Origin of the sequence: Sphingomonas sp. NPDC019816, from assembly GCF_050274375.1 — a bacterium.
Lineage (GTDB): Bacteria > Pseudomonadota > Alphaproteobacteria > Sphingomonadales > Sphingomonadaceae > Sphingomonas.
Genome location: NZ_JBNNOB010000042.1, coordinates 1 through 26,527, shown reverse-complemented (window position 1 = coordinate 26,527; position 26,527 = coordinate 1). Strand labels below are relative to the sequence as shown.

Sequence of the window (26,527 nt, the reverse complement as noted above, 5' to 3'; positions counted from 1 at the left end):
TGTTCCAAGGTGCCCGACATCCACGACATCGGCCTGATGGAGGACCGCGCGACGCTGCGCATATCGGCGCAGCACATGGCCAATTGGCTGCTGCACGGCGTGGTCACGTCGGAGCAGATCGACCAGGCGCTCCTGCGCATGGCGGAAAAGGTCGATGCCCAGAATGCGGGCGACCCCGGTTATCGCCCGATGCTCGGTGAAGGTCGCGACGGCCTGGCCTTCCAGGCGGCCCGTGCGTTGATCTTCGAGGGGGCCGTGCAGCCCAATGGCTATACGGAACCGCTGCTCCACCGTTATCGTCAGCGGGCCAAGACCGAAGGATAGGATACCGCACGATGCCGCTCTACGCCCTGGACGATCGCCGCCCCAGCCTGCACCCCAGCGCATGGGTGGCACCGTCCGCCGACGTGATCGGTGCGGCTGTGCTGGAGGAAGCGGCGAGCCTGTGGTTCGGCGCCGTGGTGCGCGCCGACAACACGCCGGTACGGATTGGCGCGCGAAGCAATGTGCAGGACGGTGCGGTGCTCCATTCCGATCCGGGAAGCCCGCTGACGATCGGTGCCGACTGCACCGTCGGTCACCGCGCCGTCCTGCATGGCTGCACGGTCGAGGATGGCTGTCTGATCGGGATGGGTGCGACGATCCTGAACGATGCGGTCATCGGCGCGGGCTCGCTGGTCGGCGCCGGCGCGCTGGTGACCGAGGGCAAGACATTCCCACCCGCCAGCCTGATCGTCGGCGTACCGGCAAAGGCGATCCGCACGCTGGGCGCGGACGATCTGACCAGACTGCGCGCCTCGGCGCTGGGCTATGCCGATCGCGCCCCCCGTTATGCCGACACGTTGCGGCGCCTGGACGAGGATCGGGCCGGAACGGCCGTTGACGTCGGCGACGCACCTGCCTAGCCAGAGGATGTGACGCCGCCCACCATCCTGATCGTCGAGGACGATCCCGCCCTTCGCACCCTGACCGCTCGTGCGCTTCAAGAAAACGGATTCGCAGTCAAGCTCGCCAACGCCGCACCCGAAATGTGGCAGGCGCTGGAGGTCGGACAGATCGACCTGATCCTGCTCGACATCATGTTGCCCGGCACCAGCGGCATCGATCTGTGCCGCCAGGTGCGGCAGAAGAGCCCGGTGCCGATCATCTTCATCAGCGCCAAGGGCAGCGAGGTCGATCGCGTCGTCGGACTGGAATTGGGGGCCGACGATTATCTGGCCAAGCCGTTCGGAACCCGCGAACTCGTGGCGCGCATCCGGGCGGTGCTGCGCCGGGGCGGGCTGGAAAAGGCACCCGGTGAGCGAGAGGCGGGTATCTTGGGCTTTGACGGCTGGACGGCCAATCTGCCCCGCCGCGAGTTAATGTCGCCGTCCGGCGCGCAGGTCGAGCTGACGGGTGCGGAGTTCGATCTGCTCGTTGCCTTTCTCGACAATGCGCAGCGCGTCGTGGCCCGCGAGCGACTGATCGAGCTGTCGCGGGCGCGGATCGGCGACAGTTCGGATCGCAGCATCGACGTGCTGGTCAGCCGATTGCGTCGAAAGCTGTCGGGGGCGGGGGGTGCCGCGCCGATCGTGACGGTACGCGGTGTCGGCTATATGCTGAACGTGCCGGTCGAACGCCGGTGATCCGCCCCTCGGTCGGCCTGCTCGGTCGGATCGTCGTGATCCTCCTGCTGGCGGTGACGATCGAATTCGCGATTTCGACCTATCTGTACGAACGGGCGAGCCATGTCTCGGTGCGGGATGACGAGGCCCGAAGGCTGGCCGAGCATCTGATCGTCGCCCGCCGCATCCTGAACGAGCGCCCGCCCGCCGAGCGGGCGGAAGTGGCGGAGGAGTTGACCACCGACCGCTATATCGTCAGCTGGTCGGCGGAAGCGCCGCCACGGCCGACCATTGCGCCGGCCATGGACGGCATGCGTCGCCAGATCGTCGACTGGGAGCCCTCGCTTGCTGCCACCGACATTCATTTGCGGCTGACATCGCCGGGCCGGACATCGGTCGTCATGGGCGACCTTCGGCTGGAGGACGGCTCCATCCTGACCTTTCGGATGCGGGAGGGGGTGCGGACGCTCGATCTGGCGTTCGGGCGCGTCCTTCTCGCACTGATCCCCGCCATTGCGCTGGTACTTCTTAGCGGGGCATTGATCGGCCGCATCCTCAATCCCTTGCGCATGCTGGCGCGCGCGGCCGATACGCTGGGTCGTGGGCAGGGGGGGCAGGGGGCCCTGATCGTGCCCGAACGTGGGCCCGGCGAGGTTCGCCATGTGACGCGCGCCTTCAATCGGATGCAGGCGCGGATCGGGCGGCTGATCGACGAACAGACACGCGCGCTCGCCGCCGTCGGACACGACCTGCGCACGCCACTGGCGCGTCTTCGGCTTCGCGCCGACGCGATTTCGGACGACGAGGTTCGCGAGTCGATCGGGAATGACATCGAAGAGATGGAGGCGATGGTCGGCTCGCTGCTCGCCTTTCTGGGCGGCGAGGGCGATGTCGAACAGCCCGAATTGACCGACCTTGCCATCCTGTGCGCCAATCTGGCTGACGATGCGGCGGATCATGGCCGCGACGTCCGCTATGTCGGGCCGGACCATTTCGACTGCCGGGTGCGCCGGTTCGGGATGAAGCGCGCGCTCACCAATCTGGTGGAGAATGCGCTCCATTATGGCGAGCATGCGACGATCACGTTGACGGCGCATGACGCGGCGGGGGTGCGGGTGCGTGTGGAGGATGACGGGCCCGGCATCCCGGAGGATTCGCTCGAACTGGTCCTGGAGCCTTTCGTGCGGCTCGACGTCGCGCGGCGTCGCGATACGGTCGGCTTCGGCCTGGGCTTGTCGATCGTATCGCGCGTGGTGGCGGCGGAAGGCGGCGAATTCATCCTGGCCAACCGGCTCGAAGGCGGACTGTGCGCCGAAATCCATCTGCCCAACTGTCGGACATAATTTGTCACGCACTCGCTGCACGGCAGCAAAGTTGACCCCGTATATCATTGAACGAGACGGAAGGACGTCCCACGCGATCATCGACCCCGCGTCGTGATCGCGGGATGTCCCGCCACGAAGTTTTCAATGCCGATGCCGTACAGCGTGTCTATGCGGCCGAGATCATGCGGGAGATTGACCGATGACCATGGATTTCGATTTGTCCGCTCTCGAGTTGCAGGGCGCCCTGCTCGTGCTGGCGGTGATCATCACCTTCGCCGCGATCGAGGGCTGGAAGGCCCGCTAACCCGTTTCGTACGAGGTTCCGCTGCCGACCCCCTCCGGCATGAACCTCATCGAAGGGAGCAGGTGGCCCGGCGTCAGAGCTGGGTCACCTGTTCCGACATCGCAAGACGCCCGCGCACCGCGGCGACCAGCTGTGCCGCCGAATGGGGCTTGGTCAACAGCGCGGCATCGACCTCAGCCGCATCCGCCGCCATTCCGCCATCGCCGGTTGCGAACACGATCGACAGGGTCGGCCGCAACTGCCGCGCCCGCTTGGCGAGCTCGATCCCCGATTCGCCCGGCAGATTGATGTCGGTCACCAGCACGTCGATCTGCGCGGTCTGAAGCGCGGTCATGGCTTCCTCCGCCGTCACCGCATGGACCACGACGAACCCCGAATCCTGCAAGGTTTCCGCCGTATTGGCGCGGATCAGATCGTCATCCTCGACCAGCAGGATGGTGCGCCCGTCCTGCAACGGCTGCGCGGCATGAACCGACTCGGCTTGCGCGGGTGGCGGCGCCACCATGGCCTCACCGGCCGACATCCGCCGCTGCCGTTGATTGGCGAGCACATGCCGGAACTTCCGGGCCAGCGCTTCGCGGGTATAGGGCTTGGACAACAGCTCGACACCCTTGTCGAGGCGCCCGCCATGGACGATCGAATTTTCGGTATATCCCGAGGTGAAGAGGACGGCGATCTCGGGCAGACGTTCGCGCGCCTTGCGTGCCAGTTCGGGGCTTTTCAGCGTGCCCGGCATGACGACATCGGTGAACAGCATGTCGATCGGAATGCCGCTTTCGATGACGTTAAGGGCGCTTTGCGCATCGACCGCCTTCAACACGCGGTACCCCAGATCGGACAGCAGCTCGACCACCGTCGCGCGCACCTCGGCGTCGTCCTCGACGACCAGAACGGTTTCGGTGCCACCGGAAATGGGGCCGGTATCGATCGCCACCTCGACATCCTCCGCCTCCAGGGCGCGGGGCAGATACAGCTTGATCGTCGTGCCGTGATCGACCTCGGAATAGATCTTCACATGGCCGCCCGACTGCTTGACGAAGCCATAGACCATCGAGAGGCCGAGACCCGATCCCTTGCCCTCGCTCTTGGTCGAGAAGAAGGGTTCGAACACCTTTTCGATGATCTGCGGCGTCATCCCGCAACCGGTGTCGGACACCGCGAGCATGACATATTGGCCCGGCGCCACCTCTTCATGGGTGCGCGCATAGTCATCGTCGAGATGCGCGTTGGCCAATTCGATGGTCAGCTTGCCTTGGCCGTTCATCGCGTCGCGCGCATTGATCGCCAGATTCAGCAGCGCATTCTCGATCTGCGCGGGGTCGATGAAGGTGTTCCAGAGGCCGCCGCCGACGACCGTCTCGATCTCGACGCCTTCGCCGATCGCACGGCGCAGCATGTCGTCCATGCCCTGCACGAAGCGGGTGACGTTGACGACCTTGGGCTCCAACGCCTGGCGCCGGCCGAAGGCGAGCAGCTGTGAGGCCAGCTTCGACCCCCGCGACACGCCGGCCATCGCGTTGGCGACCCGCTGTTCGGCGCGCGCGTTGCCCGCAACATCCTTGCCCAGCAACTGGAGATTGCCCGACACGACCTGAAGCAGATTGTTGAAGTCATGCGCGACGCCGCCGGTCAGCTTGCCGATCGTCTCCATCTTCTGCGCTTGGGCCAGCGCCCGTTCGGCCTGACGGCGCTCCCCGATCTCCTCGATGACGCGGTTTTCGAGCGTCTCGTTCAGCTGGCGCAGCTGCGCCTCGGCGCGTTCGCGGTGACGGACTTGGCGCGCCAGCACATCGGCCTGATCGCGCAGCGCCTGCTCGGCCGCGCGCTGTTCGGTGATGTCGGTGTGGACGCCGACCCACTCGATCAGCGTGCCTTCGGCGTCCATGATTGGCAAGGCGCGGATGGCGAAGGTCCGCCATTCGCCGTCATGCCGGCGCACGCGGTGTTCGTGGACGAACATCGACTTGCTGGACACGGCGGCATTCCAGGCGATGACGGACTGCGCCGCGTCGTCGGGATGCACGGCGGACGTCCAGCCGAAACCTTGATATTCCTCGATCGACTGACCGGTGATCGCGGCCCATCCGGGCTGCTCGCCGACCATCCGCCCGTCGGCGCTGTTGGTCCACAGCACGCCATGCACCGCATCCATCGCGGCGCGGAAACGGCGGTTGCTTCGCTCCACCGCCTCGGCATGCCGCATGCGCTCGTCCACATCGAACACCAGGATATGGAACCCGATGACCGCGCCATCGGCATCGCGACGCGGGATATAGCGGGTTTCGGCGCGACGATGGCTGCCGTCACGATGCTGCAGGCGAACATCGGCGACCACCGTCTCGCCAGCCAGCGCCCGCGCGACCAGCGGCTGCCGCTCGGCATAGTCGGCTTCGGTCAGCACGTCGCTGATCCGCGTGCCGATCATCGCCTGCGGATCGATGCCCAGGAATTCGCGGTAATAGTCGTTGGCGAAGCGATACCGCTCGTCACGATCGACAAAGGCGACCAGCACGGGCAACGAGTCGGTGATGATGCGCAACTCGGCTTCGCTTTCCGCCAACCGGCGCTCGGCCGCGACCCGACCCGTATTCTCGATCACGGTGCACATGACACCGCCGACCTCGCCACGGTCGCAATAGATGGGCGTGTAATAGAGATCGAACACGACCTCTTCCCGCACGCCGTCACGGGTCACGGTCAGGACCTGATCCTCGTACGCACTGTCCTTGCCCGCAAAGCCGTGTTCTAGGATCGTGCGGTTCCAATCCCAGATCTCCGGCCAGATATCGGGGACCGTGCCGCCGAAGGCCGCCGGGTGGCGGGCGCCGGCGATTGCGCGATAGGCGTCGTTGTAGACCATGACATGGTCGTGACCCCACATCAGCACCTTGGCGATCGGCGAGTGGACGATGTTGGCGACCGTGGTGCGCAGCGCGGCGGGCCAGTCCTCCAGACGGCCGAGCGAGGTCCGGCTCCAGTCGAACTCACGCACCCGTCGACCACATTCGCCGCCGCCGACCAGCCAGTCGCCCACGGATGGCGGCGCCGATTCCTCGCGCAGCTGCTCCAGAGCCGCAACGAGCAGCGCCTTTTCGTCGGGGTAGCGGCCGTCTTCCAGGGCCTGGGCGACATATCGGTCGAGCTGCGCCGGGAGCGACAGCATTCGCGACAGGGAGTTGGTCATGGGTTGACGCATGGGTAAGCTATACCATCAAGTCAATTGTTCAATCGTTGACACGCCTTAATATCCCGTGGATTTCCGCGCGTTCATCACGTCGCATCCGCGTCGGGGCGGGGATGATGCGGCTCCAGGATCAGTGTCTGCCCCTCGACGCGCCAGCTTTTCAGACGCGACAGGAAGTTCATGCCCAGCACATCGGTATCACCGAAGGCCGGGGAGACGACGACCGGCAGGTCGCCGGCACGTATCGTTCCCAGCCTCAGAGTCTCGACCTTGGCGGTCTGCGCCTGGATCATGCCGTTGGCGGTGTTCAGAACCACCGGAAAGACGGGCACGCGCGGCTGCAACCCGGCGGCGCGCGCGCTGGACACCGACAGCGCCGTCAGCGTCGCCCCGCTGTCGATCAGCATCCGCCGGCTGACACCGTTGACCGAGGCTCGCGCCCAGAAATGACCATCGGGCGACATGCGGATACGCACGGTGTCGCCGACCACCGTCTGATCCTGCAAGTTCAGCATTTGCATGGCGCGCTGGATATAGGGGTCGAACTGCTCGCGCTGATGGACGAGGCTTAACACCAGCCCGCCAAGCAACAGCCAGCTGACGATACTGATCGCCACGCGCAGGATCGGCACCCGGCGTGCGATCAGCCCGGCGACCACCACGGCGCCGACGATGACGAGTACGGACGTCGGAAGGCCCGAACCGGCGGACATGGCGATACCATCCTTTCGATCTGCTCGGGGTAGAGCTTCAACGACAGAACGTTATTCCCCTCGACATGTACGCGTGCTGACCGGGCTATCAGGCTTGCTCGGTCTCGCCCACTTCGGCGGCGGAGAATTTGCGGCCGCCATACCAGCGACGGAAGCTGCCATCGGGCTGACGAAAATAGCGATTGCCGTCATGAAGAACAGGTGCGCCCAGCGATCGATAGGCCGCCCAGATGCCATAGACCATGGCGATGATCGCCAGGACCTTGATCCACTCCATCGACTCGTCCCTTTTTCTGTTATTCGACGAGGCTCGCGATAATCATGGTGGAGATCAAGCAAATAACATGCTGCGCCGCGACGCAATTCACGCCTGATCTTGCTGCGTTGCGATATGATCTATGGGGAAGGGGCGGCTTAGCCAAGGCGACTGCCTCCAGCCGAACCGGCGTGGACGGTCCGCCGCGCGGGTGATGCCGATACGGGGACCGGTGACGATCGGCGGCGCGCTCGCACCCGCCGCCAGCAGGAACGGTGGCGAGGAAAGCGATGCGCCGTCCAGCGCCAGGTCGATGCCCAGCGCGGCGCACAGCCGCCCCGGCCCGGCGCACAGATCGCGGTCGCGCATGGTGATACCACGCCGGGCGCGTATCCGTTCGATGCCATGCTGTGGTTCGATCGCGCGGATCAGGACCGCGCTGCCGGGCGTCCCGCACACGATATTCAGGCAATAGTGCAGGCCGTAGATGCGGTAGACATAGGCGTGGCCGGCCGGCCCGAACATGGCGGCATTGCGCGGCGTCCGGCCGGCAAAGCTGTGCGATGCGGGATCGGCGACGTCATAAGCCTCGGTCTCGACGACGACGCCGCCGACCCCGTCCACTAGCAAGGTCGCGCCAATCAGGGCCTGCGCCACCCGGTCCACGTCCTGCGCGTAGAAGTCGGGCGGCAATGGCGTCATGCCGCCGAATCGACGCGGTACCAGACGCTGCGATCGTCGAGCAGTTCGGCGACGGACAGAGGGCCATCGTCCATGACCACTTGCGTGTCACGCCAATCGACCCGGCCCTGTTCGTCCATCAGCGGCCACAGGCGAAGCCCGACGATGCAGATCAACGTGGCATCGCCGTGGCTCCGGCGAAAGGCCAGCACGCGGTCCTTGGCATATCCGGTGACTGACAGCGGTTGGTAATTGCCCTTCGTGAACAGGTCGGGATGCTCGCGCCGTGCCGCCAGCAGATCCGCGAGCAGCGCGATCTTGGGATGGCTCCGTTCGGACAGCGCCGCCTCGCGCGCGGCATAGTCCACTGGCCGGCGATTGTCGGGGTCGACCAGGCTCAGGTCTTCAAGCTCGGTACCCTGATAGCAATCGGGGATACCCGGCACCATGTACCGCAGCGCCATTTGCGCCAGGCTGTTGGCGGTGGCGGCAGGCTCCATGGCCCCGAGCAGCGCGATCAGGTGGTTGCGAAACGCTTGTCCTTCCGATCCGACGATCAACGACTTCGCCAATGCGTTGCAGCGGTCCTCATAGTCGGTGTCGGGGTTTTCCCATGAGGAGCGCAGCTTGCCTTCCCGCAGCGCCTTTTCCTGCCAAGCGGCGACGCGAGGTACGAACGCCTCCGCCTGATCCTCGCCCGGCCAGGCGCCCACCAGCGTCTGTACCAGCATGTACCAATCGGCCGGTTCGACACCCTCGGACAGGGCCAGCGTGTCCGCGCGGCAACGCTCGATAAAGGCGCGCCACTGATCGGGCATCGCGCTGATGACCGCGAGCCGGGCGCGGACATCCTCGCCGCGTTTGTGATCATGCGTCGCGGTGGTCAGCATCGCGCGGGGAAAGCGCTCGGCCCGGCCGCGCATGCGATCATGGAACTCGGCGATGGGCAGGCTCATGCGCCCGGCATCGAACCCGACATCATTGCGCGACAGCAGCACGCCGTGACGATAGAAAGCGGTGTCCTCGACCGCCTTGGCGGCAATCGGTGCCGACAATTGCTGAAAGCGCCGAACCGCCTCAGCAAGCGACGCGCGCTCGCCGGGGCCGTCACCGGCCAACCATGCCAAGATGCGGTCGACGACGAACGCCTCGCCGGGCGGGATGAAGCGCTCGACCCGCGCACGGGCCTGCGCACGGATGGCCTCATCCGTCTCGGGAGCGTCGGGGCCGTATGTGCGATAGACCGGAAATACCCAGAGCAGGCGCTCGATCGCCCGGCGCAGCATCGGGGTCGTGATCGCCCCCGACAGTTCGGGTGCGCCGGCGGTCAACGCGGCGAAGGCGTCGACACATTGATTGAGTTGCCCCGCGAATTGCCAGGCGAGGAGATCCTGCCGGGCCTGCAATTCCTCCGGCGCGAAATCGGCGGAACGCCCGCTCAGTTGCGCCCAAAGGTCGGCCAGTGGCCGCTTGCCTTCGGGAGCATGGAGCAGCGCCGAAACCTCTTCCATGAAGTCATAGCCGCTGGTGCCATCGACACCCCAATCGGTGCCCATCGGCTCATCGGCGGCGAGGATCTTCTCCACGACGATATAGGCGCGGTTGCCATCGTCGCGTGGGATAGCGTCGAACCGGTCGCGCAGCTTGCGGCAATAGCCGATCGGATCGGTCAGCCCATCGACATGATCGATGCGAACGCCGTCGATCAACCCATCGGCATAAAGGCGGAAGTAGAGCGCATGGGTTTCCTCGAAAACGACATCGTCCTCGACCCGCAGGCCCGCCAGATCGTTGATGGTGAAGAACCGACGCCAGTTGAGTTCGTCATTGGAGACCCGCCACGACGCCAGCCGGTAATGCTGCCGATCGAGCAGCTCGGCGAGGGGCAGGGCGTCGGCCTCGGCTTGATCCTCATCGCGGATCGGCAGGCGATGCTCGCCATAGGCGACGATTTCGGCAACGCCATCGCTCCGCTCAACTGCGACCTGCCCCTCGGCGATCGTCTTGGGCAGCGTATCGCCAAGGATCGGCAGTACGAGCTTGCGGGACCAGTCGATGTCGAAGAACCGCGCGTAGCGGCTGGCCGGACCATGCGCCAACACGTCGTTCCACCAGTGATTGCCGCCACCGGCGACGCCCATATGATTGGGTACGATGTCGATAATGACGCCCATGCCCCGTTCGCGCGCAGCCTCGGCCAGCGCGCGGAAGGCCTCCTCGCCCCCCAGTTCGGGATTGATCCGTGTCGGGTCGATCACGTCATAACCATGGGTAGATCCCGCCGCCGCCACGGTGATCGGCGAGGCATAGACATGGCTGATCCCCAGTCGATCGAGATAGGGCAGCAGCGCCTGCGCGCGGGCGAAGGGAAAATCCTTGTGAAACTGAAAGCGGTAGGTGGCGCGCGGCGTCATGGACGGCGTCCTTCGATAAGGGTCAGCGGGCGTTGAGTGTCGCGAGACGGGCGGCGACGGTCGGATCGGCGAATGCGGTCTCCAGCCTGTCGGGCAGGCGTCGGCGCCAGTTGGGATGCTCGTCGATCGTGCCCGGAAGATTAGGCTGTTCGGTCAGGCCGAGCAGATCCTCGACCGGCACGATCGCAAGCGGGCAGGGGGTGGACGCGACGGCCGCGACGGCGGCGTCGACCACCGGTTCGGCCGCCTCCGGCAGCGCGCCGTTGCCGATCGCATCCCAAAGGCGCGACCGGTCCGTGACCCGCTCGTCGCGCTGTTCGTCGGAGACGGCGGTATCGGCGATGCGCGCCCGCCATTCCAGATCGCGCCCGTTCCACCACCCGGCGACCGTCGCGATGTCGTGGGTTGCGGTCATCGCAATGGCCTGCGCTGACCATCCTTCGGGCGGAAGGAACGCCCCGTCCTCGTCCCGTTCGAAGGGCAGGACCCGCATGCCCAGCATGCCTGCGCCGGCCATGGTATCCCGAAAGCCGGGCGGCACGGTGCCGAGGTCTTCGCCGATCACGATCGCGCCGCGCCCGTCATTGGCGCGGTGCGCCTCGATCTTCAGGATACGCAGCATGTGATCGAACGGCATGGTCAGATAGGCCCCCTGATCCGCCGGCCGGCCATCGGGGACGACCCATAGCCGTCCCAGTCCCAGGGCATGGTCGATCCGCACCCCGCCGGCATGCGCGAAGATTGCCCGCAAGGTGCGAATGAACGGCGCGAAGTCCTGCCGCCGCAGCGCGAAGGGGGAGAGGGCAGTGATCCCCCAATTTTGTCCATCGGGGCCGAGTGGATCGGGCGGCGCGCCGATCGACAGCCCGGTCAGTAGGTCCTGGGGCCGGCTCCACCCATCGGCGCCGTCGCCCGCGACGCCGATGGCGAGGTCGGCGATCAAGCCGATCGCCATGCCCGCGTCGCGCGCGGCGCCGGCGGCCGCCGCGAGGCCGCGATCCGCCTGCCACTGGGTGAAGGCGTGAAAGGCGACCGCATCCTCATGCTCGGACACGAAGCGGCCGACCGTCTCTCCGGCGGGATCGTGATACGCCTCGGGCCAATCCCGCCAGCCACTCGTGCCCAGACGCGCATGGAAATAGCTATGCAGCGCATCGAAGACCGCATGGGCCTGAAGCCGCTCGCCCTGCGCCGCACGCCAGGCGGCAAATCGGGCACGGTCATCGTCGGAGAGGCGATCATAGGCGAGCCGAAGGTCGCGCATCCGGTCCGGTGCCGCCATGCTCCAATCGATCAGCGCGTCCGCCTCCACGACCGGCTCGCCGGCCGGCGCGAGCCAGGCGTTGCGGAACGTCCGGCTGGACGGCGCATAGGGGCTTAATCTGCTCGCATCGGCCGGAAACAGGGCATGGACCGGACTGATCGCCAGCGCAGCGGCTCCTGCGTGGCCGAGCGTGGTGGCCGCCAAGCCCAGGCTGGCAAAGTCACCATAGGCGCCGTCGCCTTCGCGGAGCGACGGGATCTGCACCGCGCTGCCCCAGTGGCGGCCCGGTGGCGGAGCAGGGCAGCGCGGGGGCGCGACGGCGACCGTGAGGCGGCGGGTCCCTTGCTGCAATGCGTGATAGCCGGGCTCGAACCGCTCGTGCAGTTCCACCCTGCCGTCGCGGTCGCGCAAGGTGACCGACACCGTTTCGCCGCTTTCAAGCGTCAGCGTGGCCGAAGCTGCGTGCCACCCGCTCGGCAGCGCAATCGGATCGCCGACATCTCCCGAGACGAACGTCTCCTCGCCGACATCGGGGTCGAGGCAGGCCAGGATCGCCTCCAGCGCCTCGTCGGAGACACGCTGGTCGTTGCCCTTCGCATCCTGCCAGTCGCACACCAGCCCGGCGGCACGGGCGCGGTCGTGAAGATCGCTCATGCGGCGATCCACGCGGCGAAGCGATCGCCTTCGCGGTGGATCAGCTCGCCCTCGTCCACGCCCGCAAGGTCGGGAGTGTCGCCAAGGTCGAGGCAGATGGTCAGCGTCGCGCCGTCCGCCATGCGCCAGCGCGCCTTGACCGCCGCGTCACCGATCACCTCGCCGGCAATGCCGATCGCTCCCTTCAGGCGGGGCACGATATGCACCTGTCTCAGCATCAGCAATTCGCGGTACAGGGCGCGCCACTCGCCCGCCTCGGGCCCGGCCTGCGGGATGGACGCGTCGAAGGTCGAGCGGGCATTGGGGTCCGGGATGCGCGCGCGTGAAGCCTCGTCCGCGAAAGCCTCGAACTTGGCGAACTCCTTGCGCCGTCCTTCACGCACGGCGTCGGCCAGCTCATCGTGAAAGTCGGTGAAGAACAGGAAGGGGCTGTCGCTCCCTTCGTCCTCACCCATGAACAGCAGCGGGATTTGTGGCCCCAGCAACAGCAGGGCCGTGGCGGCACGAAGCCGTGCGCGATCGGTCAGCCGGATCAGGCGCTCCCCCATCGCGCGGTTGCCGACCTGGTCGTGGTTCTGGAGGAACGCGACGAACGCCGTGCTCGGCAGATGGCCAGAGGGGGTCCCGCGCGGCCTGCCGTCATGATTGGCCGAGCCTTCACCCTGATAGATGAAGCCCTCCTTCAAACAGCGCGCCAGCCGTTCGGCTGGCCGATCCGCGAAGTCGCCATAATAGGCGCTGGTCTCACCGGTCAGCAGGACGTGGAGGACGTTGTGGAAATCATCGTTCCACTGGGCGTCGTAACAGTCCGGCGACAGCCGCCCGGCATCGTTCTTCTCATTCTCCAGGACCAGGTGTACCTGCCGTTCGGGCAGGCTGGTGCGGATTTCGTGCGCCATGCGGTCGAGGAAATCGTCATTGGCGATGGCATGGACCGCGTCGAAGCGGAGCCCGTCGATCCGATAGTCGCGCAGCCACATCAACGCGTTGTCGACGAAGAATCGGTGCACGGCATCGACATCCACCGCCACCGCGCCGCCCCAAGGTGTATCGATATCTTTGTGGAAGAAGGCGCCGGCATAGGCGTTGAGGTAATTCCCGTCCGGCCCGAAATGATTGTAGACCACATCGAGAAAGACCGAGATGCCCAACAGGTGGGCGGTATCGATCAGCGTCCGCAATTCCGCCGGTGAGCCATAGGGTTCGGCGACAGCATAGGGCAGGACGCCGTCATAGCCCCAGTTGCGGGTGCCGCCAAAGGCGTTGATCGGCATCAGCTCGATCGCGGTGATGCCCGCCGCCGCCATGCCGGCCAGCCGCTCGCGTATGCCCGCAAACCCGCCAAGCGTGCCGGCATGGACCTCCAGCAGGACCGTCTCTTCCCAAGGACGCCCGCGCCACTCGGTCGCGCTCCAGGCGAATTGGGAGTCGACCACGACGCTCCAGCCATGGACGCCCCCGGATTGCAGACGGGATGCCGGGTCGGGCACCGCCAGGTCGGCGCCCAGGCGGAAGCGATAGCGCGTGCCGGCGCCGCCCGCGGCCTCGGCCACGAACCAGCCGTCCGCCTCACTCTCCATCGCGACGGAACCGCCGCCGTCGATCTCCAGCGTCACGCCGTCCCGGTCCGGCGCCCAGAGGCGAAACCGGACCTTGCCGTTATCCAGCAGCTCGGGGCCCCAGCGTGTCATGACGCGATCGCGTCCCACCAGGTGATCAGCACCGCGCTCTGCGGTGCGACCTCATAGCTGTCGCCGATCTCGATCTCGCCCAGTTCGGGCTTGCCGCTGTCGATCAGGACGGTGCGATCGGCATGGGGCGGCGGCAGGGTGAAGGTGATCGGATCCGGCGAGGCATTGAGCAACAACGATACCGCCTCGACCCGGTCGTCCTCGGTCTTGGTGGCACGGCGCATCATCAGGGCGCGCCCTTCGGGATTGTTCCAGTCCTCGTCGCTCAGTTGTTCGCCGCGTTCGTCCCACCACTCGATATCGTTGACGCCGTGCCCCGGCGTATCCTGTCCATATAGGAACTGCGGCGCGCGGAGCACCTGATAGCGACGGCGAAGATCGGCCAGTCGCGCGGTGAAGGCGATCATCGCCTCGCCTTCCTCCGACGCGGCGGCCTGCCAGTCGAGCCAGCTGATCTCGTTATCCTGGCAATAGGCGTTGTTGTTGCCATGCTGGGTCCGGCCGAACTCGTCACCGGCGACGATCATCGGCGTACCGAGCGACGCGAACAGCGTCGTCATCATCGATCGCATGACGCGCCCGCGGGCGGCCTTGATATTCTCGTCATCGGTCGGCCCTTCGGCACCCCAGTTTCGCGAGTAATTCTCGGAATGGCCGTCGCGATTGTCTTCCTTGTTCGCCTCGTTATGGCGCTGTTCGTACATGACGGTATCGGCCAGCGTGTAACCATCATGCGCCGCCAGCATGTTGAGGCTGGCCCAGGGGCGCCGCGCGCGCCGATCGAACAGATCGCCCGAACCGGAAAGCCGGGCGGCAAGGTCGCCGCGCTGGCTGGGGTCGCCGCGCCAGAATTTGCGCACCGTGTCGCGGTACTTGTCGTTCCACTCCGAGAAGCCGGGCGGAAAATTGCCGAGCTGATAGCCACCGGGGCCCACATCCCACGGCTCGGTCAGCAGCTTCAGGCGCCCCAGCACCGGATCCTGCCGGAGCACGTCGAAGAAGGCCGAACCCGGATCGAACCCGTCCGCCTCGCGCCCCAGCGTCAGGCCGAGGTCGAATCGGAACCCGTCGATCCCGAAGCTGGTCGCCCAGTAGCGCAGCGAGTCCGCCACCATCTGGATCACGCGCGCCTTGGACAGGTTCAGCGTGTTGCCCGTGCCGGTGTCGTTGATTGTATAGCGCGGCTGATCCTGGACCAGACGGTAATAGCTGGCATTGTCGAGCCCGCGCCACGACAGGGTCGGACCCTTTTCCGACCCTTCGCAGGTATGGTTGTAGACCACGTCGAGGATGACCTCGATCCCCGCCTTGTGCAGCCGGCGTACCGCCCGGCGCAGTTCGTCCTGGCTTTCGCTGGAGAAATAGGCCTGTTCGGGCGCGAAGAACCCGAGCGTGTTATAGCCCCAGTAATTGCGCAGCCCCTTTTCCTGCAGGAACCGGTCCTGGGTGAAGCTGTGGATCGGTAGAAGCTCCAGCGCGGTGACGCCGATCCGCTTCAGATGCTTGATGACCGCCGGGTGACCGAGCGCGGCGTAGGTTCCACGCTCGCGCGGGGGCACCAGTTCCATCAGCTTCGTCAGACCTTTGACGTGCGCTTCGTAGATGACCGTTTCGGACCAGGGGGTGTTGGGCTTCACATCGCGTGACCAGTCGAAATGGTCGTCGACCACCACCGCCTTGGGCATCGCGGCGGCGCTGTCGCGCTTGTCGAAGCTGAGATCCTCCTTCTTCGAACGGATCTGATAGCCGTGGAGCGCATCGGTCCACTTGATCTCGCCGAACAGGTTGCGCGCATAAGGGTCGAGCAGCAGCTTGTTCGGATTAAAGCGATGCCCCGCCTCGGGCTCATAGGGCCCATGAGCGCGGTAACCATAGAGCAGCCCCGGGCCGACATCGGGCAGATAGCCGTGCCAGACCTCGTCGGTGCATTCGGGCAGCGTATAGCGTTGCAACTCGCGCTTGCCCTTGGGGTCGAAGATACACAGTTCGATCCGATCGGCATTGGCCGAGAAGACGGCGAAATTCACGCCTTCGCCATCGAAAGTGGCGCCCAGCGGATAGGGCGAGCCGGGCAGCATCCGGTCGGGCAATGCGGTCAAATCGGGTCTCCGGCAAAAGTCGGTGAAGGACTGTGCGTGAATGTCATGTGGGCATGGGGGGGCGGCCCGGACGGCGAGCGGGGCTCACACGTCCGGGCGCGGCAGGATCAGGCCTTGCTGGTGCGTGGCTTTCGCGCCTTGGATTTGATGGTGCTGCCATCGTCCTGGATCGTCGGGGGTGCCGCCTGCGTCGTCTTCGGCGATGCGGCCTTGCGAACAGCGGTGGCCGGCTTCGTCGCCACCTCGTCGGCGGCGACATCGGTTTCGACCGAGGGCTCTGCGGGTACCTCGGCCGACGCCTCGGCGGGCACCTCGCTCAGCTCCCGTTCGGCCATGTCCCAATGCTCACGGTCCCGGCCGTGCGGTTCGCCCTCCGCCTGCCAGATGCCATAGGCGCGCTGCCGAAGCTGCTCTTCCCGTTGATCCACCTTAGTCTCCCTGTCGTGACACGATATATGTCATCGCCGGCGTAACGAATGACGGGGCCGTTCCGCTCCGGCGAAATCCGATTGATGGCAATCAATCAGTTTCCGGTAGGGGATTTGGCCTTCACCGGCTCGGGCGCGCTGACCGCCGACAGGGTCTGACGCTGGCTCGCGGGATCGATCCGCCGGGTCCGCGTGAAGGGCGGCAATTCGACGCGCGCCTTGGTCTGCATGGCCTTCACGATGCCCTCGATGACGCGCAGGTCCGACAGGCCTTCCTCGGCATCGGGCTCGGGATCATGGTCGTTCAGGATGCAGTCCGAGAAATAGCGCATCTCGCCGCCGAACTGGTCGGTATGCTTGAACGTCTCATGGCTCTGCTTGTCGCCGATGGTCAGGTTGTGCTCGATCCCCGACTGGAATCCATAGGCCGGGCTCATGTGGATCGAACCCTTCATGCCCGCGACGATCAGGCTGTCGACATTGTTCATCGCGTAACTGACCGTGAAGCTGGCCAGCCGGTCGCCGGGCATCCGCAAGGTGACGGCGAAGGTATCGTCCAGATCGCCGAGACCCGTGCTCGGCTGGCGTGTGGCGACCGCGCTTTCGACCGCGACGGGCTCGGCGCCGAACAGATAGCGGATGGCGTTGATCGGATAGGGCGCCATGTCGAACAACGGCCCGGCCTCAAGCCCATGCTTGGCCCGGTGATTGTCGGGATCGAGCTTTTGCCCGAAGCAGGAGGTGAAGGCGACCAGCTCGCCCAGCTCGCCATTGCGGATCTTCTCGATCGCGGCCAGCGTGCCCGGCTCGAAATGCAGGCGATAGGCGGTCATCAGCTTGGCGGTGGAGCGCTTCTCCGCATCCTGGATCGCGCGCGCCTTCTCGACCGAGATTTCCAGCGGCTTTTCGCACAGCACATGGATGCCGGCTTCCAGCGCGGGGATCGCGAATTCGGCGTGACGCCAGTTGGGCGTCGCCAGATAGATGGCGTCGCAGACATTGGCGGTCAGCAGCTTGTCGAACTCGTTATAGGAATAGACATGCTCGACGCCGTATTTGTCGGCCAGCGCGCGGCCCTTCTCGGCATCGCCCGTGACGATTGCGGTCAGTTCCGAATTGCCGGTATGCTTGATGCCGGGGAGCATCGCCGACTGGGTGATGTCGCCGGCGCCCACGACCGCGTAGCGAACCTTCTTCGTGCCGAAACCAAGTGCCGATGCCAGGCTCATCATATCGCTCCCAAAATCGTCGTAACGGCTGCTGCAACGCGCGGCGCTGCGGAAGGTCCCACGGAGATTTCCCGCATTTGGCGAGTTTCCGTCTGCTAATCTGGATCATATCCCTCGAAGTCGGAGCGCATGCGCCTGTGACATTGCCCGATCAGCATCCCGTTCCGCTCCGTGACGATGACGGCTTTCTCGACCTCGAAAACTATGCCGCGCTGGGTGATGGCCGCAGCGTCGCGTTGAGCGGAGCGGACGGGGCGATCGATTGGTGGTGCGTACCCAATATGGACTCGCCGCCGCTGTTCGACCGGCTGCTGGACGGAGCACGCGGCGGATGCTTTTCGATCACGCCGGTCGAGCCCTTTACCGTCGAGCGCCGCTATCGCCCGGACAGCAATGTGCTGGAGACGGTCTTCACCACCGCATCGGGCCGGGCGAAACTGGTCGAATCGTTGAACAGCGGCACGGCGGGGCGACTGCCCTGGGCGGAACTGGCCCGGCGGGTCGAGGGGCTGGATGGCTTCGTCCGCTTCGACATCACGCTTCGTTTCAGCCGCCGAGCCGATACCGTCAGCCCCTATTTCGCGCCGGCGGGTGGGCATAACGTCTTTCACGTCGACCGGGTGCTGGGCATCTTCCGGCATTGCGGCCATGTCACGATCGACAGTATCGAGGACGGGCTGGTTACCGCTCATGCGCTGGTGGGGCCCGGCGATCGCGCACGGATCGCGATCATCGCGGGCGAGGACGAGCCGCTGGTGTGCCAGGATATCGAACATATCGACGCGCGCATCGACGTATCCGATGCGGAGTGGCGGCAATGGACGGCCGGACTGAAGGTGCCGGAGGCGCAGCGGGACCGGGTCCTGCGGAACGCGCTAGCCCTGAAGCTGCTCCTCTATTCGCCGACCGGCGCGATCACGGCGGCGGCGACGACGTCGCTGCCCGAGGGCATCGGTGGGTCGAAGAATTACGATTATCGCTACGCCTGGGTCCGCGATGCGGGCTACACGATCAAGGCGTTCTTGCGCATCAGTGCGCATGCCGAGGCGAAGGCGGCGTTCACCTGGCTGCTCAAGCGGTTGGGCGAGGGCGATCCGCAGGTCTGCTATACGCTGAACGGCGATCCCGTCCCCGCCGAGTGCGAGATCGCGGTCAGCGGCTATCGCAACTCGCGTCCCGTGCGGGTCGGCAATCTGGCCGGCGGCCAGCATCAGCATGGCATCTACGGCGACATTTTCGAGACCGCGAGCCGTTTCGTCGCCTGTGGCAATTTCCTGGACACATCCAGTGCCGAGACGCTCTCGCACTTAGCGGATGCGTGCGCCGATCGCTGGCGGCTGCCCGATGCGGGTATCTGGGAACTGCCCGAGGAACGGCATTATACCATGTCGAAGATCAGCTGCTGGCAGGCCCTGGCCCGCGCGGTCGAACTGGCCGACGAAGGCCAGATTCCGACCACCTGCCGGGATCGCTGGGCCCGCGAACGCGACCGGGTCGAGGCGTGGATCGGCGAGCATTGCTGGTCGGAGGAGCGTGGCGCCTATCTGATGCATCCCGATACCGATGCGCTGGACGCCAGCCTGGCCTTGGCCGTGCGGTTCCGGTTCGATGGCCAGGATCGACTGGCCCGCACGCTGGACGCCATCGACCGCGAACTGGGCAAGGGCGCGTTCCACTATCGCTATTCGGGCGTCGAAAAGGAGGAAGCCTGCTTCCTTGCCTGCACCTTCTGGATGATCGAGGCACGCGCGATCCTGGGCCAGACGGCGGCCGCGCAGGCGGCATTTGACGCAGCCACCCAGGCGCTCGATAGCCGGGGGGCGGGGCTCTATGCCGAGATGATCGACCCCGACACCGGCCATTATCTGGGCAATATGCCACAAGGGCTGACGCATCTGGCCGTCATCCAGGCGGCGGTGACGCTGTGCGGCGAGGAATTATGAGGGCATCGGTGGCGGACCGTCTCGCAACTTGCTAGCAGCGGGCCGATGACGGCCGACACGCTCCCCCCGCATTTGGCGTTTCTGGAAGGCGGCGGCGCGGCGACGCAACTGATCCTGGCTCGGGACTGGCGCGATCATCCCTTCGGCCCGCCCGAAACCTGGCCCCATGATTTTCGCGTCGCCCTCAGCCTGGTGCTCAATTCGCCCGAGTCGATGATCCTGGCCTGGGGGCCGGACCTGCACTTCTTCTTCAACGAAACCTATTTCCCCTTGCTGGGGCCGCGCCTGTCCTGGGCGATGGGTGCGCGGTTCGACGCGGTCTGGGCCGATGCCCTGGAGCAGGCGCGCCCGATCATCGACGAGGCGATGGCGGGGCGAACGCAGCGTTTCGTCGACCTGCCCTGGCGACTGGCCACCGATCGCGGTGAGGCCGATACCTTCTGGACGTTCTCCTATTCGCGCGTGCTCGACGCGGCGGGCCAGGTCGCGGGCCTGTTCATCTTCACGAATGAGACGACAGCGCGCGTGCTGGCGGATGCGGCGTTGCGTGACAGTCAGGAGCAATTGTCGGTCGCGCTGGAAGAACTCCGTTCGCTCAACGTGACGCTCGAACAAAGGGTCGTGGAGCGGACCGCCGAGCGTGACCGGATGTGGGACGTGTCGCCCGATCTGCTGACCGCGATCGATACGCGGGGTCTGATCCGACGGGTGAACCCCGCCTGGCGTGACCTACTGGGTTATGACGGGGACGCGCTTGTCCAACGCTCGATCATGGAACTGATCCATCGCGACGACCTGCCGCTTGCCGAAACGTCGCTCGCGCTCTCACTGGAGGGCCGGGTAGGGCGCACCGAAGTGCGGATGCGACACGCCGACGGACATTACGAGTGGATCGCCTGGGTCGGCGCTGCCCATCGCTCCGAAGTGTTCGCCCTCGGCCGTCATATCACGCAGCAAAAGGCGGCGGAGGAGGCGCTGCGCCAGACCGAGGAACAGCTTCGTCAGGCGCAGAAGCTGGAAGCGATCGGACAACTGACCGGTGGCGTCGCGCATGACTTCAACAACCTGTTGACCGTCATTCGCGGGTCCATCGACCTCCTGCGCCGCCCCGACTTTCCGGCCGAACGTCGCCAGCGGCAGTTCGATGCGATCGCGGATGCCGCCGACCGCGCCGCCAAGCTGACCGCGCAGCTCCTTGCCTTCGCCCGGCGCCAACCGCTCACGCCCGAGGTCATCGATGTCGGTGCCAGCATCCTGACCTTGACCGACATGATCCACACCCTGTCGGGCCCTGGCGTCAGGCTGGTCGTCGAACAGCCGCCATCCCCCTGTTTTGCGCATGTGGATCGCAGCCAGCTCGATACCGCCATCGTCAACATGGCGGTCAACGCCCGCGATGCGATGGCGGGGCAGGGGACATTGACCATCCGCATCGGGTCCGAGGCCAGCGCGGACGGCGTGGAACGGGTCATGATCGCCATCACGGATACCGGTGAAGGTATCCCCTCCGAACGGCTCGACCAAATTTTCGAGCCGTTCTTCACCACCAAGCAACTCGGCGCCGGAACCGGCCTGGGGTTGAGCCAGGTGTTCGGATTCGCGCGCCAGTCCGGCGGCGACGTTCGCGTCTTGAGCCAGCCGGGCGAGGGGGCGACCTTCACCCTGATCCTGCCGCAAAGCCCGCAACAGCCCGGGGATGCCAGCACATTGGGGCTCGTCCAGACGGCGGAGCGTGCCGAGCTTCGCGTCCTGATCGTCGAGGATAACATCGAGGTGGGGCAGTTCGCGGTCGAAGCCCTCAGGACGCTGGGATGTCAGACGGTGATCGCGACCAATGCCGCCGCCGCGCTGGCGGAATTGACGGCCGATCCGGCCCGCTTCGACCTTATCTTTTCGGATGTCATGATGCCGGGCCAATCGGGCATCGATTTCGCCCATGACATCGTCCGGGATCATCCGGGCCAGCGCATCCTGCTGACCAGTGGATACAGCCAGGTCATCGCCGATGAGGGCAGCCACGGTTTCGCCCTCCTGCGCAAGCCCTATACCCTGGCCGAGCTTGCGCAGCAGATCGATCGCCTGTTCGGCGGTTGATCAGTCGAGATCGTTCTCGCTGACCACGACCAGCGACTGTTCCATGTCACGGCCCAGCGCGGAGAGCGCCGCTTCGAGGATATCGTCCGAATAGCGCTCGAACAGCTCCAGCGCATCGTCCTCGGGCACGTCTCCGCTCAACGCTTCCAAAACGTCATATTGCACGGCGAACTGATATTCCTCGCCATCGACCTCGCCGACGAACTCGACCTGCTTGTCGGCGACGTTGTCCTCCAGCGTGCCCTTCACCACCGTCAACGCGTCTTCCGCCATGATCGTCCTTTCCTGATCCGATTGCGCAATCGGGGACGCGGCAATCGGCCAAGGGTTCCCGACGAGGGCGGTTATTTGACGCGACGCCAACGCTGCTGGCGACATCCCAGCCCGCCGAACAGGCATCCCTCGCCGACCAACGTGCGGGCGTCGACCTGGGTGATGGTGCCTTCCACCTCGCGGCCGATGTCGGGAATGAAGACGGTCCCCGACCAACGGCCCGGTTCCTCCTCCTCGAAATCGGTGAACAGGCGCGTGCCGACCAGCCGGTCGGAGCCGCCGCGCGCCGCGTCGGCCTTCGCCTGTTCGCTGGCCCAGACGACCGTGCCGCACATCAGATCGGCGTCCCGGCCACGCCCGCACGGCGCGAAGCGAACCTGGACGGTGTTGGCGGGGTTGGCCCAAGTCCCGGCCGGCACCCGCGCCTCGGCCACGCCCGTCGTCAGGCCGATACCGCCCAAGGCAATAAATGCCGCCGCGATCCCTCGCTTGCCCACCATCATCACATCTCCCGTTTCATTAGCCCGACCGGGCATTGCTGGCCCGATGTAGGAACGCCGCTGAATGAAAACAAAACGGCCGGCGGGTTGCCCCGCCGGCCGTCATGCGATCGATCTGGCCCCGGATCAGGAGGAACGCTTGGCGAGTTCCTTGTTGATGCCCAGCGCCGCCAGCGTGCAGACCGCGCCCGACAGCAGATAGACGCCGACCGACAGCAAGCCGAAATTGCTGGACAGCAGCAGCGCGGCGAGCGGCGCGAAGCCGGCACCGATCAGCCAGGCGAGGTCGGAGGTGATCGCCGCGCCGGTGTAGCGACGCAGCGGCGAGAAGCCCGAGTTGATGATGCCGGACGACTGGCCGAAGCCCAGGCCGAGCAGCAGGAAGCCGAGAACGATATAGATCGTCTCACCCGTGCCGCCATTGTCCAGCAGCTGCGGTGCGAAGCCGGCATAGGCGGCGATGGCGGCCGCCGAGAAGCCCAGCAGCGTGCGACGGCCGACACGGTCGGCGATCTTGCCCGACGCCAGGATCGCGAGAACGCCGACGATGCTACCGACGATCTCGATCATCATGAAGTCCTGCGGCTGCTCCCGGTTGAACAGCACGACCCAGGACAGCGGGAACACGGTCACGATGTGGAACATCGCGAAGCTGGCGAGCGGCGCGAAGGCGCCCAGCAGGACGGTGCGACCCTCGGTACGCAGCGTTTCGCCGACCGGCGCGGGCTGAAGCTCGCGGCTCTCGAACATGCGCTGGAATTCCGGGGTCGCGACGATGCGAAGCCGGGCGAAGAGCGCCACGACGTTGATCGCGAACGCCACGAAGAACGGATAGCGCCAGCCCCAATCGAGGAAGTCGGCGGTGCTCAGCGTCGTCAGGAAGAAGGCGAACAGGCCGTTGGCGACCAGCAGGCCGAGCGGCGCGCCCAGCTGCGGGATCATCGCATACCAGCCGCGACGACGCTCCGGCGCGTTCAGCGACAGCAGCGAGGGCAGGCCGTCCCAGGCCCCGCCCAGCGCTAGGCCCTGCATGATGCGGAAGATGCCCAGCAGCACGGCCGCCGACGTTCCGATCTGCGCATAACCGGGCAGGAAGGCGATCGCCATGGTCGAGCCGCCCAGCAGGAACAGCGCGATGGTCAGCTTGACCCCGCGACCCAGATTGCGATCGACCGCCATGAAGATGAAGGTTCCGATCGGCCGCGCGATGAACGCCAGCGAGAATAGCGCGAACGAATAGATCGTACCGGTCAGCGCGTCGACGTAAGGGAAGATCAGCGACGGGAACACCAGCACCGAGGCGATGGCATAGACGAAGAAGTCGAAAAATTCCGAGGTACGCCCGATGATGACGCCGATGGCGATATCGCCCGGCGCGACATGATGCGGATCGCGGGCATTGACCAGCCGCGCGTCCCGCTCAAGGGGCGTCGAGGTCGATGCGGTTAACTCTGCGCTCATCGGCTGCCAGTCCTGACTTCTTGCATGTTCCTGTCAGCGGTTCGGTTGCGGCGCAAAATGACCGCGCAGAACCGCCATTGTGCTGCGCCTATGCGCCATTCCCCGGCCGGCGGGGATTGGACAAACTGTCCAATGTGCGCAGGTGCAGCAAAGGCGTAGCGGCCCTTCCCATATGTCTCATTCGTCGAGCCTTGCGCGCCTGCGCCCTCTTCGCTGGGCCGCCTTGCCCCTCCTGGCCATGCTGGGGGGATGCGACGCGGTCGTGCTCAACCCTGCCGGTGACGTCGCCGTGCAGCAACGCGATCTGGTGCTGATCGCGACGGCCCTGATGCTGCTCATCATCATTCCGGTGATGGCGCTGACGGTGCTGTTCGCGTGGCGCTATCGCAAGAGCAATACGGAGGCGGAATACGACCCCGAATTCGACCACTCCACCATGCTGGAGCTGGTCATCTGGTCGGCGCCGCTGCTCATCATCATCTGCCTGGGTGCGGTGACCTGGACGAGCACCCATCTGCTCGACCCGTATCGCCCGATCGAGCGGACCGCCCCCGGCCAGCCGATCGCCGCGAACGTCAAGCCGCTGGAGGTTCAGGTCGTCGCGCTCGACTGGAAATGGCTGTTCATCCTGCCCGAACAGGGCATCGCCACGGTCAACGAGCTGGCGCTGCCGGTCGACCGGCCCGTCGAGTTCCGTCTGACAGGCACGTCGGTGATGAACGCCTTCTACATCCCCGCGATGGCCGGCATGATCTATACCATGCCCGGCATGGAGACGAAGCTGCACGCGGTGATGAACCGCGAAGGCACGTTCAAGGGGCTGTCGTCGCATTATAGCGGCGCAGGCTTCTCCGGCATGAACTTCCCCGTCTATGCCATGCAGTCGAGCGGTTTCGACCAGTGGGTCGAAAAGGTCCGCACGTCGCAGGCCGGGCAGGGCAAGGGCCAGGGTCCGCTGACCCGCGCGTCGTTCCTGACCGTCGAAAAGCCCAGCGAATATGTGCCCGCCATGTATTTCAGCGGTGTCCAGGACGGCCTGTTCGACCGTGTCGTCAACCGCTGCGTCGCCGACAATACGCCGTGCATGTCCGAGGTGATGATGCACGACCGGATGACCGGGGGCGGCGACCCGCACAAGATGAAGGTCGGCGAGGGCAATCCGCCCGTCAACAACACCGGCCCGATGCACGGTGAGCGAACCAAGGGTGCGCTCGAAAAGTCACCCGAGGAAATCCAGACCTCGCCGCACAACAGCAAGGAGCCGCTGCCGTCCAACGGCGTGCAGGATCCGGGTGACATCAAGAACCGTCGCATGTCCTTCCTTTCCACCCCGCAGACCCCCGGCACGCTGACCTCTGGTCATGCCGGTGTGGGTCGCGGCTGAGGCACGCCATCATGGACAACATCATAAAGACCATCTTCGGACGGCTATCGATCGAGTCGCTACCGATCCACGAACCCATCGTCGTGGGCACCTTCCTGGGTGTCGCGGTCGGCGGGATCGCGGTGCTGGCGCTCATCACCAAGTTCAAGCTGTGGGGCTATCTCTGGAAAGAGTGGTTCACCACGGTCGACCACAAGCGCATCGGGATCATGTACATGATCCTGGGCATCGTGATGCTGCTGCGCGGCTTTGCCGACGCGTTGATGATGCGTGGGCAGCAGGCGATCGCGTTCGGCGATAATCAGGGCTTCTTGAACTCGCACCACTATGATCAGGTGTTCACCGCCCACGGCGTCATCATGATCTTCTTCGTGGCGATGCCGATCATTACCGGCCTGATGAACTATGTCGTGCCGCTGCAGATCGGCGCACGCGACGTGTCCTTCCCGTATCTCAATAATCTGAGCTTCTGGATGACCGCGGGCGGCGTGGTGCTGGTGATGGCCTCACTGTTCATCGGCGAGTTCGCGCGTACCGGCTGGCTGGCCTTTCCGCCTTTGTCGGAGCTGGACTTCAGTCCCGATGTCGGTGTGGATTATTACATCTGGGCATTGCAGGTGGCCGGCGTCGGCACGACCCTGTCGGGCATCAACCTGATCGCGACCATCATCAAGATGCGCGCGCCGGGCATGACCATGATGAAGCTGCCGGTGTTCTGCTGGACCTCGCTGTGCGCGAACGTCCTGATCGTCGCCAGCTTCCCCGTGCTGACCGCCACGCTCGTCCTGCTGTCGCTTGACCGTTATGTCGGCACCAACTTCTTCACGAACAATCTCGGCGGCAACCCGATGATGTACGTGAACCTGATCTGGATCTGGGGTCACCCGGAGGTGTACATCCTGATCCTGCCGCTGTTCGGCGTGTTCTCGGAAGTCACCTCGACCTTCTCGGGCAAGCGTCTGTTCGGCTATACCTCGATGGTCTACGCCACAATCGTCATCACGATCCTGTCGTACCTGGTGTGGC

General features: G+C 65.5%; 20 protein-coding genes and 1 pseudogene. 8 read left to right on the top strand and 13 right to left on the bottom strand.

What is annotated here, in order from left to right:
- The 4 genes and pseudogenes from ACQKJZ_RS08480 to ACQKJZ_RS08465 all read left to right on the top strand — a co-directional run.
- Nucleotides 1–324 (top strand): annotated as a pseudogene (locus tag ACQKJZ_RS08480) (malate synthase G); the annotation flags it as partial.
- Between the two features lie 11 nt (nt 325–335).
- Nucleotides 336–905 (top strand): gamma carbonic anhydrase family protein, encoded by a 570-nt coding sequence (locus ACQKJZ_RS08475; protein ID WP_427730738.1) that lies wholly within the window; start codon nt 336–338, stop codon nt 903–905.
- A 9-nt stretch (nt 906–914) separates the two neighbouring features.
- The gene (locus ACQKJZ_RS08470; protein WP_312487006.1) at nt 915–1,625 is read left to right on the top strand and encodes a response regulator transcription factor; all 711 of its coding nucleotides are present in this window, start codon (nt 915–917) and stop codon (nt 1,623–1,625) included.
- Nucleotides 1,622–2,947, top strand: coding sequence for an ATP-binding protein (locus ACQKJZ_RS08465; RefSeq protein ID WP_427730737.1), 1,326 nt, complete (start codon nt 1,622–1,624; stop codon nt 2,945–2,947). The genes ACQKJZ_RS08470 and ACQKJZ_RS08465 overlap by 4 nt, the downstream gene beginning before the upstream one ends.
- A 359-nt stretch (nt 2,948–3,306) precedes the next feature.
- Here the strand turns inward: ACQKJZ_RS08465 and ACQKJZ_RS08460 are convergent, their stop codons facing one another.
- The 10 genes from ACQKJZ_RS08460 to ACQKJZ_RS08415 all read right to left on the bottom strand — a co-directional run bounded on the left by ACQKJZ_RS08460 (nt 3,307) and on the right by ACQKJZ_RS08415 (nt 17,849).
- On the bottom strand, nt 3,307–6,417 hold the full coding sequence (locus tag ACQKJZ_RS08460; protein WP_427730736.1) for a PAS domain-containing protein: 3,111 nt from the start codon (nt 6,415–6,417) through the stop codon (nt 3,307–3,309).
- 86 nt (nt 6,418–6,503) lie between these two features.
- Nucleotides 6,504–7,130 carry a retropepsin-like aspartic protease family protein gene (locus tag ACQKJZ_RS08455; RefSeq protein ID WP_427730735.1) on the bottom strand — a complete coding sequence of 209 codons (627 nt, stop codon included), beginning with the start codon at nt 7,128–7,130 and terminating at the stop codon, nt 6,504–6,506.
- An 88-nt stretch (nt 7,131–7,218) separates the two neighbouring features.
- The gene (locus ACQKJZ_RS08450; RefSeq protein WP_312487000.1) at nt 7,219–7,407 is read right to left on the bottom strand and encodes a hypothetical protein; all 189 of its coding nucleotides are present in this window, start codon (nt 7,405–7,407) and stop codon (nt 7,219–7,221) included.
- Between the two features lie 87 nt (nt 7,408–7,494).
- A complete protein-coding gene (locus ACQKJZ_RS08445; protein WP_427730734.1) occupies nt 7,495–8,088 on the bottom strand; it encodes a DNA-3-methyladenine glycosylase in 594 nt (197 codons plus the stop codon).
- Nucleotides 8,085–10,481 (bottom strand): malto-oligosyltrehalose synthase, encoded by a 2,397-nt coding sequence (gene treY / locus ACQKJZ_RS08440; protein WP_427730733.1) that lies wholly within the window; start codon nt 10,479–10,481, stop codon nt 8,085–8,087. Before treY ends, ACQKJZ_RS08445 begins: the two co-directional genes overlap by 4 nt.
- Nucleotides 10,482–10,503: 22 nt before the next feature.
- Nucleotides 10,504–12,399: a 4-alpha-glucanotransferase gene (gene malQ / locus ACQKJZ_RS08435; RefSeq protein ID WP_427730732.1), complete on the bottom strand. Its 1,896-nt coding sequence runs from the start codon at nt 12,397–12,399 to the stop codon at nt 10,504–10,506.
- On the bottom strand, nt 12,396–14,090 hold the full coding sequence (gene treZ / locus ACQKJZ_RS08430; RefSeq protein WP_427730731.1) for a malto-oligosyltrehalose trehalohydrolase: 1,695 nt from the start codon (nt 14,088–14,090) through the stop codon (nt 12,396–12,398). Before treZ ends, malQ begins: the two co-directional genes overlap by 4 nt.
- On the bottom strand, nt 14,087–16,189 hold the full coding sequence (gene glgX, locus ACQKJZ_RS08425) for a glycogen debranching protein GlgX (RefSeq protein ID WP_427730730.1): 2,103 nt from the start codon (nt 16,187–16,189) through the stop codon (nt 14,087–14,089). Before glgX ends, treZ begins: the two co-directional genes overlap by 4 nt.
- 107 nt (nt 16,190–16,296) lie before the next feature.
- Complete coding sequence (locus tag ACQKJZ_RS08420) at nt 16,297–16,617, bottom strand: DUF2934 domain-containing protein (protein ID WP_427730729.1); 321 nt, start codon at nt 16,615–16,617, stop codon at nt 16,297–16,299.
- A 95-nt stretch (nt 16,618–16,712) separates the two neighbouring features.
- Nucleotides 16,713–17,849: a Gfo/Idh/MocA family protein gene (locus tag ACQKJZ_RS08415; protein WP_427730728.1), complete on the bottom strand. Its 1,137-nt coding sequence runs from the start codon at nt 17,847–17,849 to the stop codon at nt 16,713–16,715.
- A 134-nt stretch (nt 17,850–17,983) separates the two neighbouring features.
- On the opposite strand from ACQKJZ_RS08415, the gene ACQKJZ_RS08410 reads away from it, so the two are divergent.
- Entirely contained in the window at nt 17,984–19,789 is a 1,806-nt protein-coding gene (locus ACQKJZ_RS08410) for a glycoside hydrolase family 15 protein (protein WP_427730727.1), read from the top strand.
- Between the two features lie 45 nt (nt 19,790–19,834).
- Nucleotides 19,835–21,883 carry an ATP-binding protein gene (locus tag ACQKJZ_RS08405; protein WP_427730726.1) on the top strand — a complete coding sequence of 683 codons (2,049 nt, stop codon included), beginning with the start codon at nt 19,835–19,837 and terminating at the stop codon, nt 21,881–21,883.
- Here the strand turns inward: ACQKJZ_RS08405 and ACQKJZ_RS08400 are convergent, their stop codons facing one another.
- The 3 genes from ACQKJZ_RS08400 to ACQKJZ_RS08390 all read right to left on the bottom strand — a co-directional run bounded on the left by ACQKJZ_RS08400 (nt 21,884) and on the right by ACQKJZ_RS08390 (nt 24,117).
- Entirely contained in the window at nt 21,884–22,156 is a 273-nt protein-coding gene (locus tag ACQKJZ_RS08400; protein ID WP_312486984.1) for a DUF1488 family protein, read from the bottom strand. It lies immediately after the preceding gene.
- A 71-nt stretch (nt 22,157–22,227) separates the two neighbouring features.
- A complete protein-coding gene (locus tag ACQKJZ_RS08395; RefSeq protein ID WP_427730725.1) occupies nt 22,228–22,659 on the bottom strand; it encodes a DUF2147 domain-containing protein in 432 nt (143 codons plus the stop codon).
- Nucleotides 22,660–22,782: 123 nt separating this feature from the next.
- Complete coding sequence (locus ACQKJZ_RS08390) at nt 22,783–24,117, bottom strand: MFS transporter (RefSeq protein ID WP_312486981.1); 1,335 nt, start codon at nt 24,115–24,117, stop codon at nt 22,783–22,785.
- Nucleotides 24,118–24,289: 172 nt separating this feature from the next.
- Here ACQKJZ_RS08390 and cyoA point away from each other — a divergent pair, with 172 nt between their 5' ends.
- Both cyoA and ACQKJZ_RS08380 read left to right on the top strand, forming a co-directional pair.
- Nucleotides 24,290–25,501 (top strand): ubiquinol oxidase subunit II, encoded by a 1,212-nt coding sequence (gene cyoA / locus ACQKJZ_RS08385; RefSeq protein ID WP_427730724.1) that lies wholly within the window; start codon nt 24,290–24,292, stop codon nt 25,499–25,501.
- A gap of 11 nt (nt 25,502–25,512) precedes the next feature.
- The coding region (locus tag ACQKJZ_RS08380) for a cbb3-type cytochrome c oxidase subunit I (protein ID WP_427730723.1) at nt 25,513–26,527 on the top strand (1,015 nt) is incomplete at its 3' end.

What these genes read in the sequence shown, in the direction of transcription:
- ACQKJZ_RS08400 (WP_312486984.1), bottom strand. Translation starts at nt 22,156, where the DNA reads ATGGCGGAAGACGCGTTGACGGTGGTGAAGGGCACGCTGGAGGACAAC.
- ACQKJZ_RS08455 (WP_427730735.1), bottom strand. Translation starts at nt 7,130, where the DNA reads ATGTCCGCCGGTTCGGGCCTTCCGACGTCCGTACTCGTCATCGTCGGC.
- ACQKJZ_RS08460 (WP_427730736.1), bottom strand. Translation starts at nt 6,417, where the DNA reads ATGACCAACTCCCTGTCGCGAATGCTGTCGCTCCCGGCGCAGCTCGAC.
- ACQKJZ_RS08395 (WP_427730725.1), bottom strand. Translation starts at nt 22,659, where the DNA reads ATGATGGTGGGCAAGCGAGGGATCGCGGCGGCATTTATTGCCTTGGGC.
- ACQKJZ_RS08450 (WP_312487000.1), bottom strand. Translation starts at nt 7,407, where the DNA reads ATGGAGTGGATCAAGGTCCTGGCGATCATCGCCATGGTCTATGGCATC.
- ACQKJZ_RS08405 (WP_427730726.1), top strand. Translation starts at nt 19,835, where the DNA reads ATGACGGCCGACACGCTCCCCCCGCATTTGGCGTTTCTGGAAGGCGGC.
- ACQKJZ_RS08445 (WP_427730734.1), bottom strand. Translation starts at nt 8,088, where the DNA reads ATGACGCCATTGCCGCCCGACTTCTACGCGCAGGACGTGGACCGGGTG.
- treZ (WP_427730731.1), bottom strand. Translation starts at nt 14,090, where the DNA reads ATGACACGCTGGGGCCCCGAGCTGCTGGATAACGGCAAGGTCCGGTTT.
- ACQKJZ_RS08475 (WP_427730738.1), top strand. Translation starts at nt 336, where the DNA reads ATGCCGCTCTACGCCCTGGACGATCGCCGCCCCAGCCTGCACCCCAGC.
- malQ (WP_427730732.1), bottom strand. Translation starts at nt 12,399, where the DNA reads ATGAGCGATCTTCACGACCGCGCCCGTGCCGCCGGGCTGGTGTGCGAC.
- ACQKJZ_RS08390 (WP_312486981.1), bottom strand. Translation starts at nt 24,117, where the DNA reads ATGAGCGCAGAGTTAACCGCATCGACCTCGACGCCCCTTGAGCGGGAC.
- treY (WP_427730733.1), bottom strand. Translation starts at nt 10,481, where the DNA reads ATGACGCCGCGCGCCACCTACCGCTTTCAGTTTCACAAGGATTTTCCC.
- ACQKJZ_RS08415 (WP_427730728.1), bottom strand. Translation starts at nt 17,849, where the DNA reads ATGATGAGCCTGGCATCGGCACTTGGTTTCGGCACGAAGAAGGTTCGC.
- cyoA (WP_427730724.1), top strand. Translation starts at nt 24,290, where the DNA reads ATGTCTCATTCGTCGAGCCTTGCGCGCCTGCGCCCTCTTCGCTGGGCC.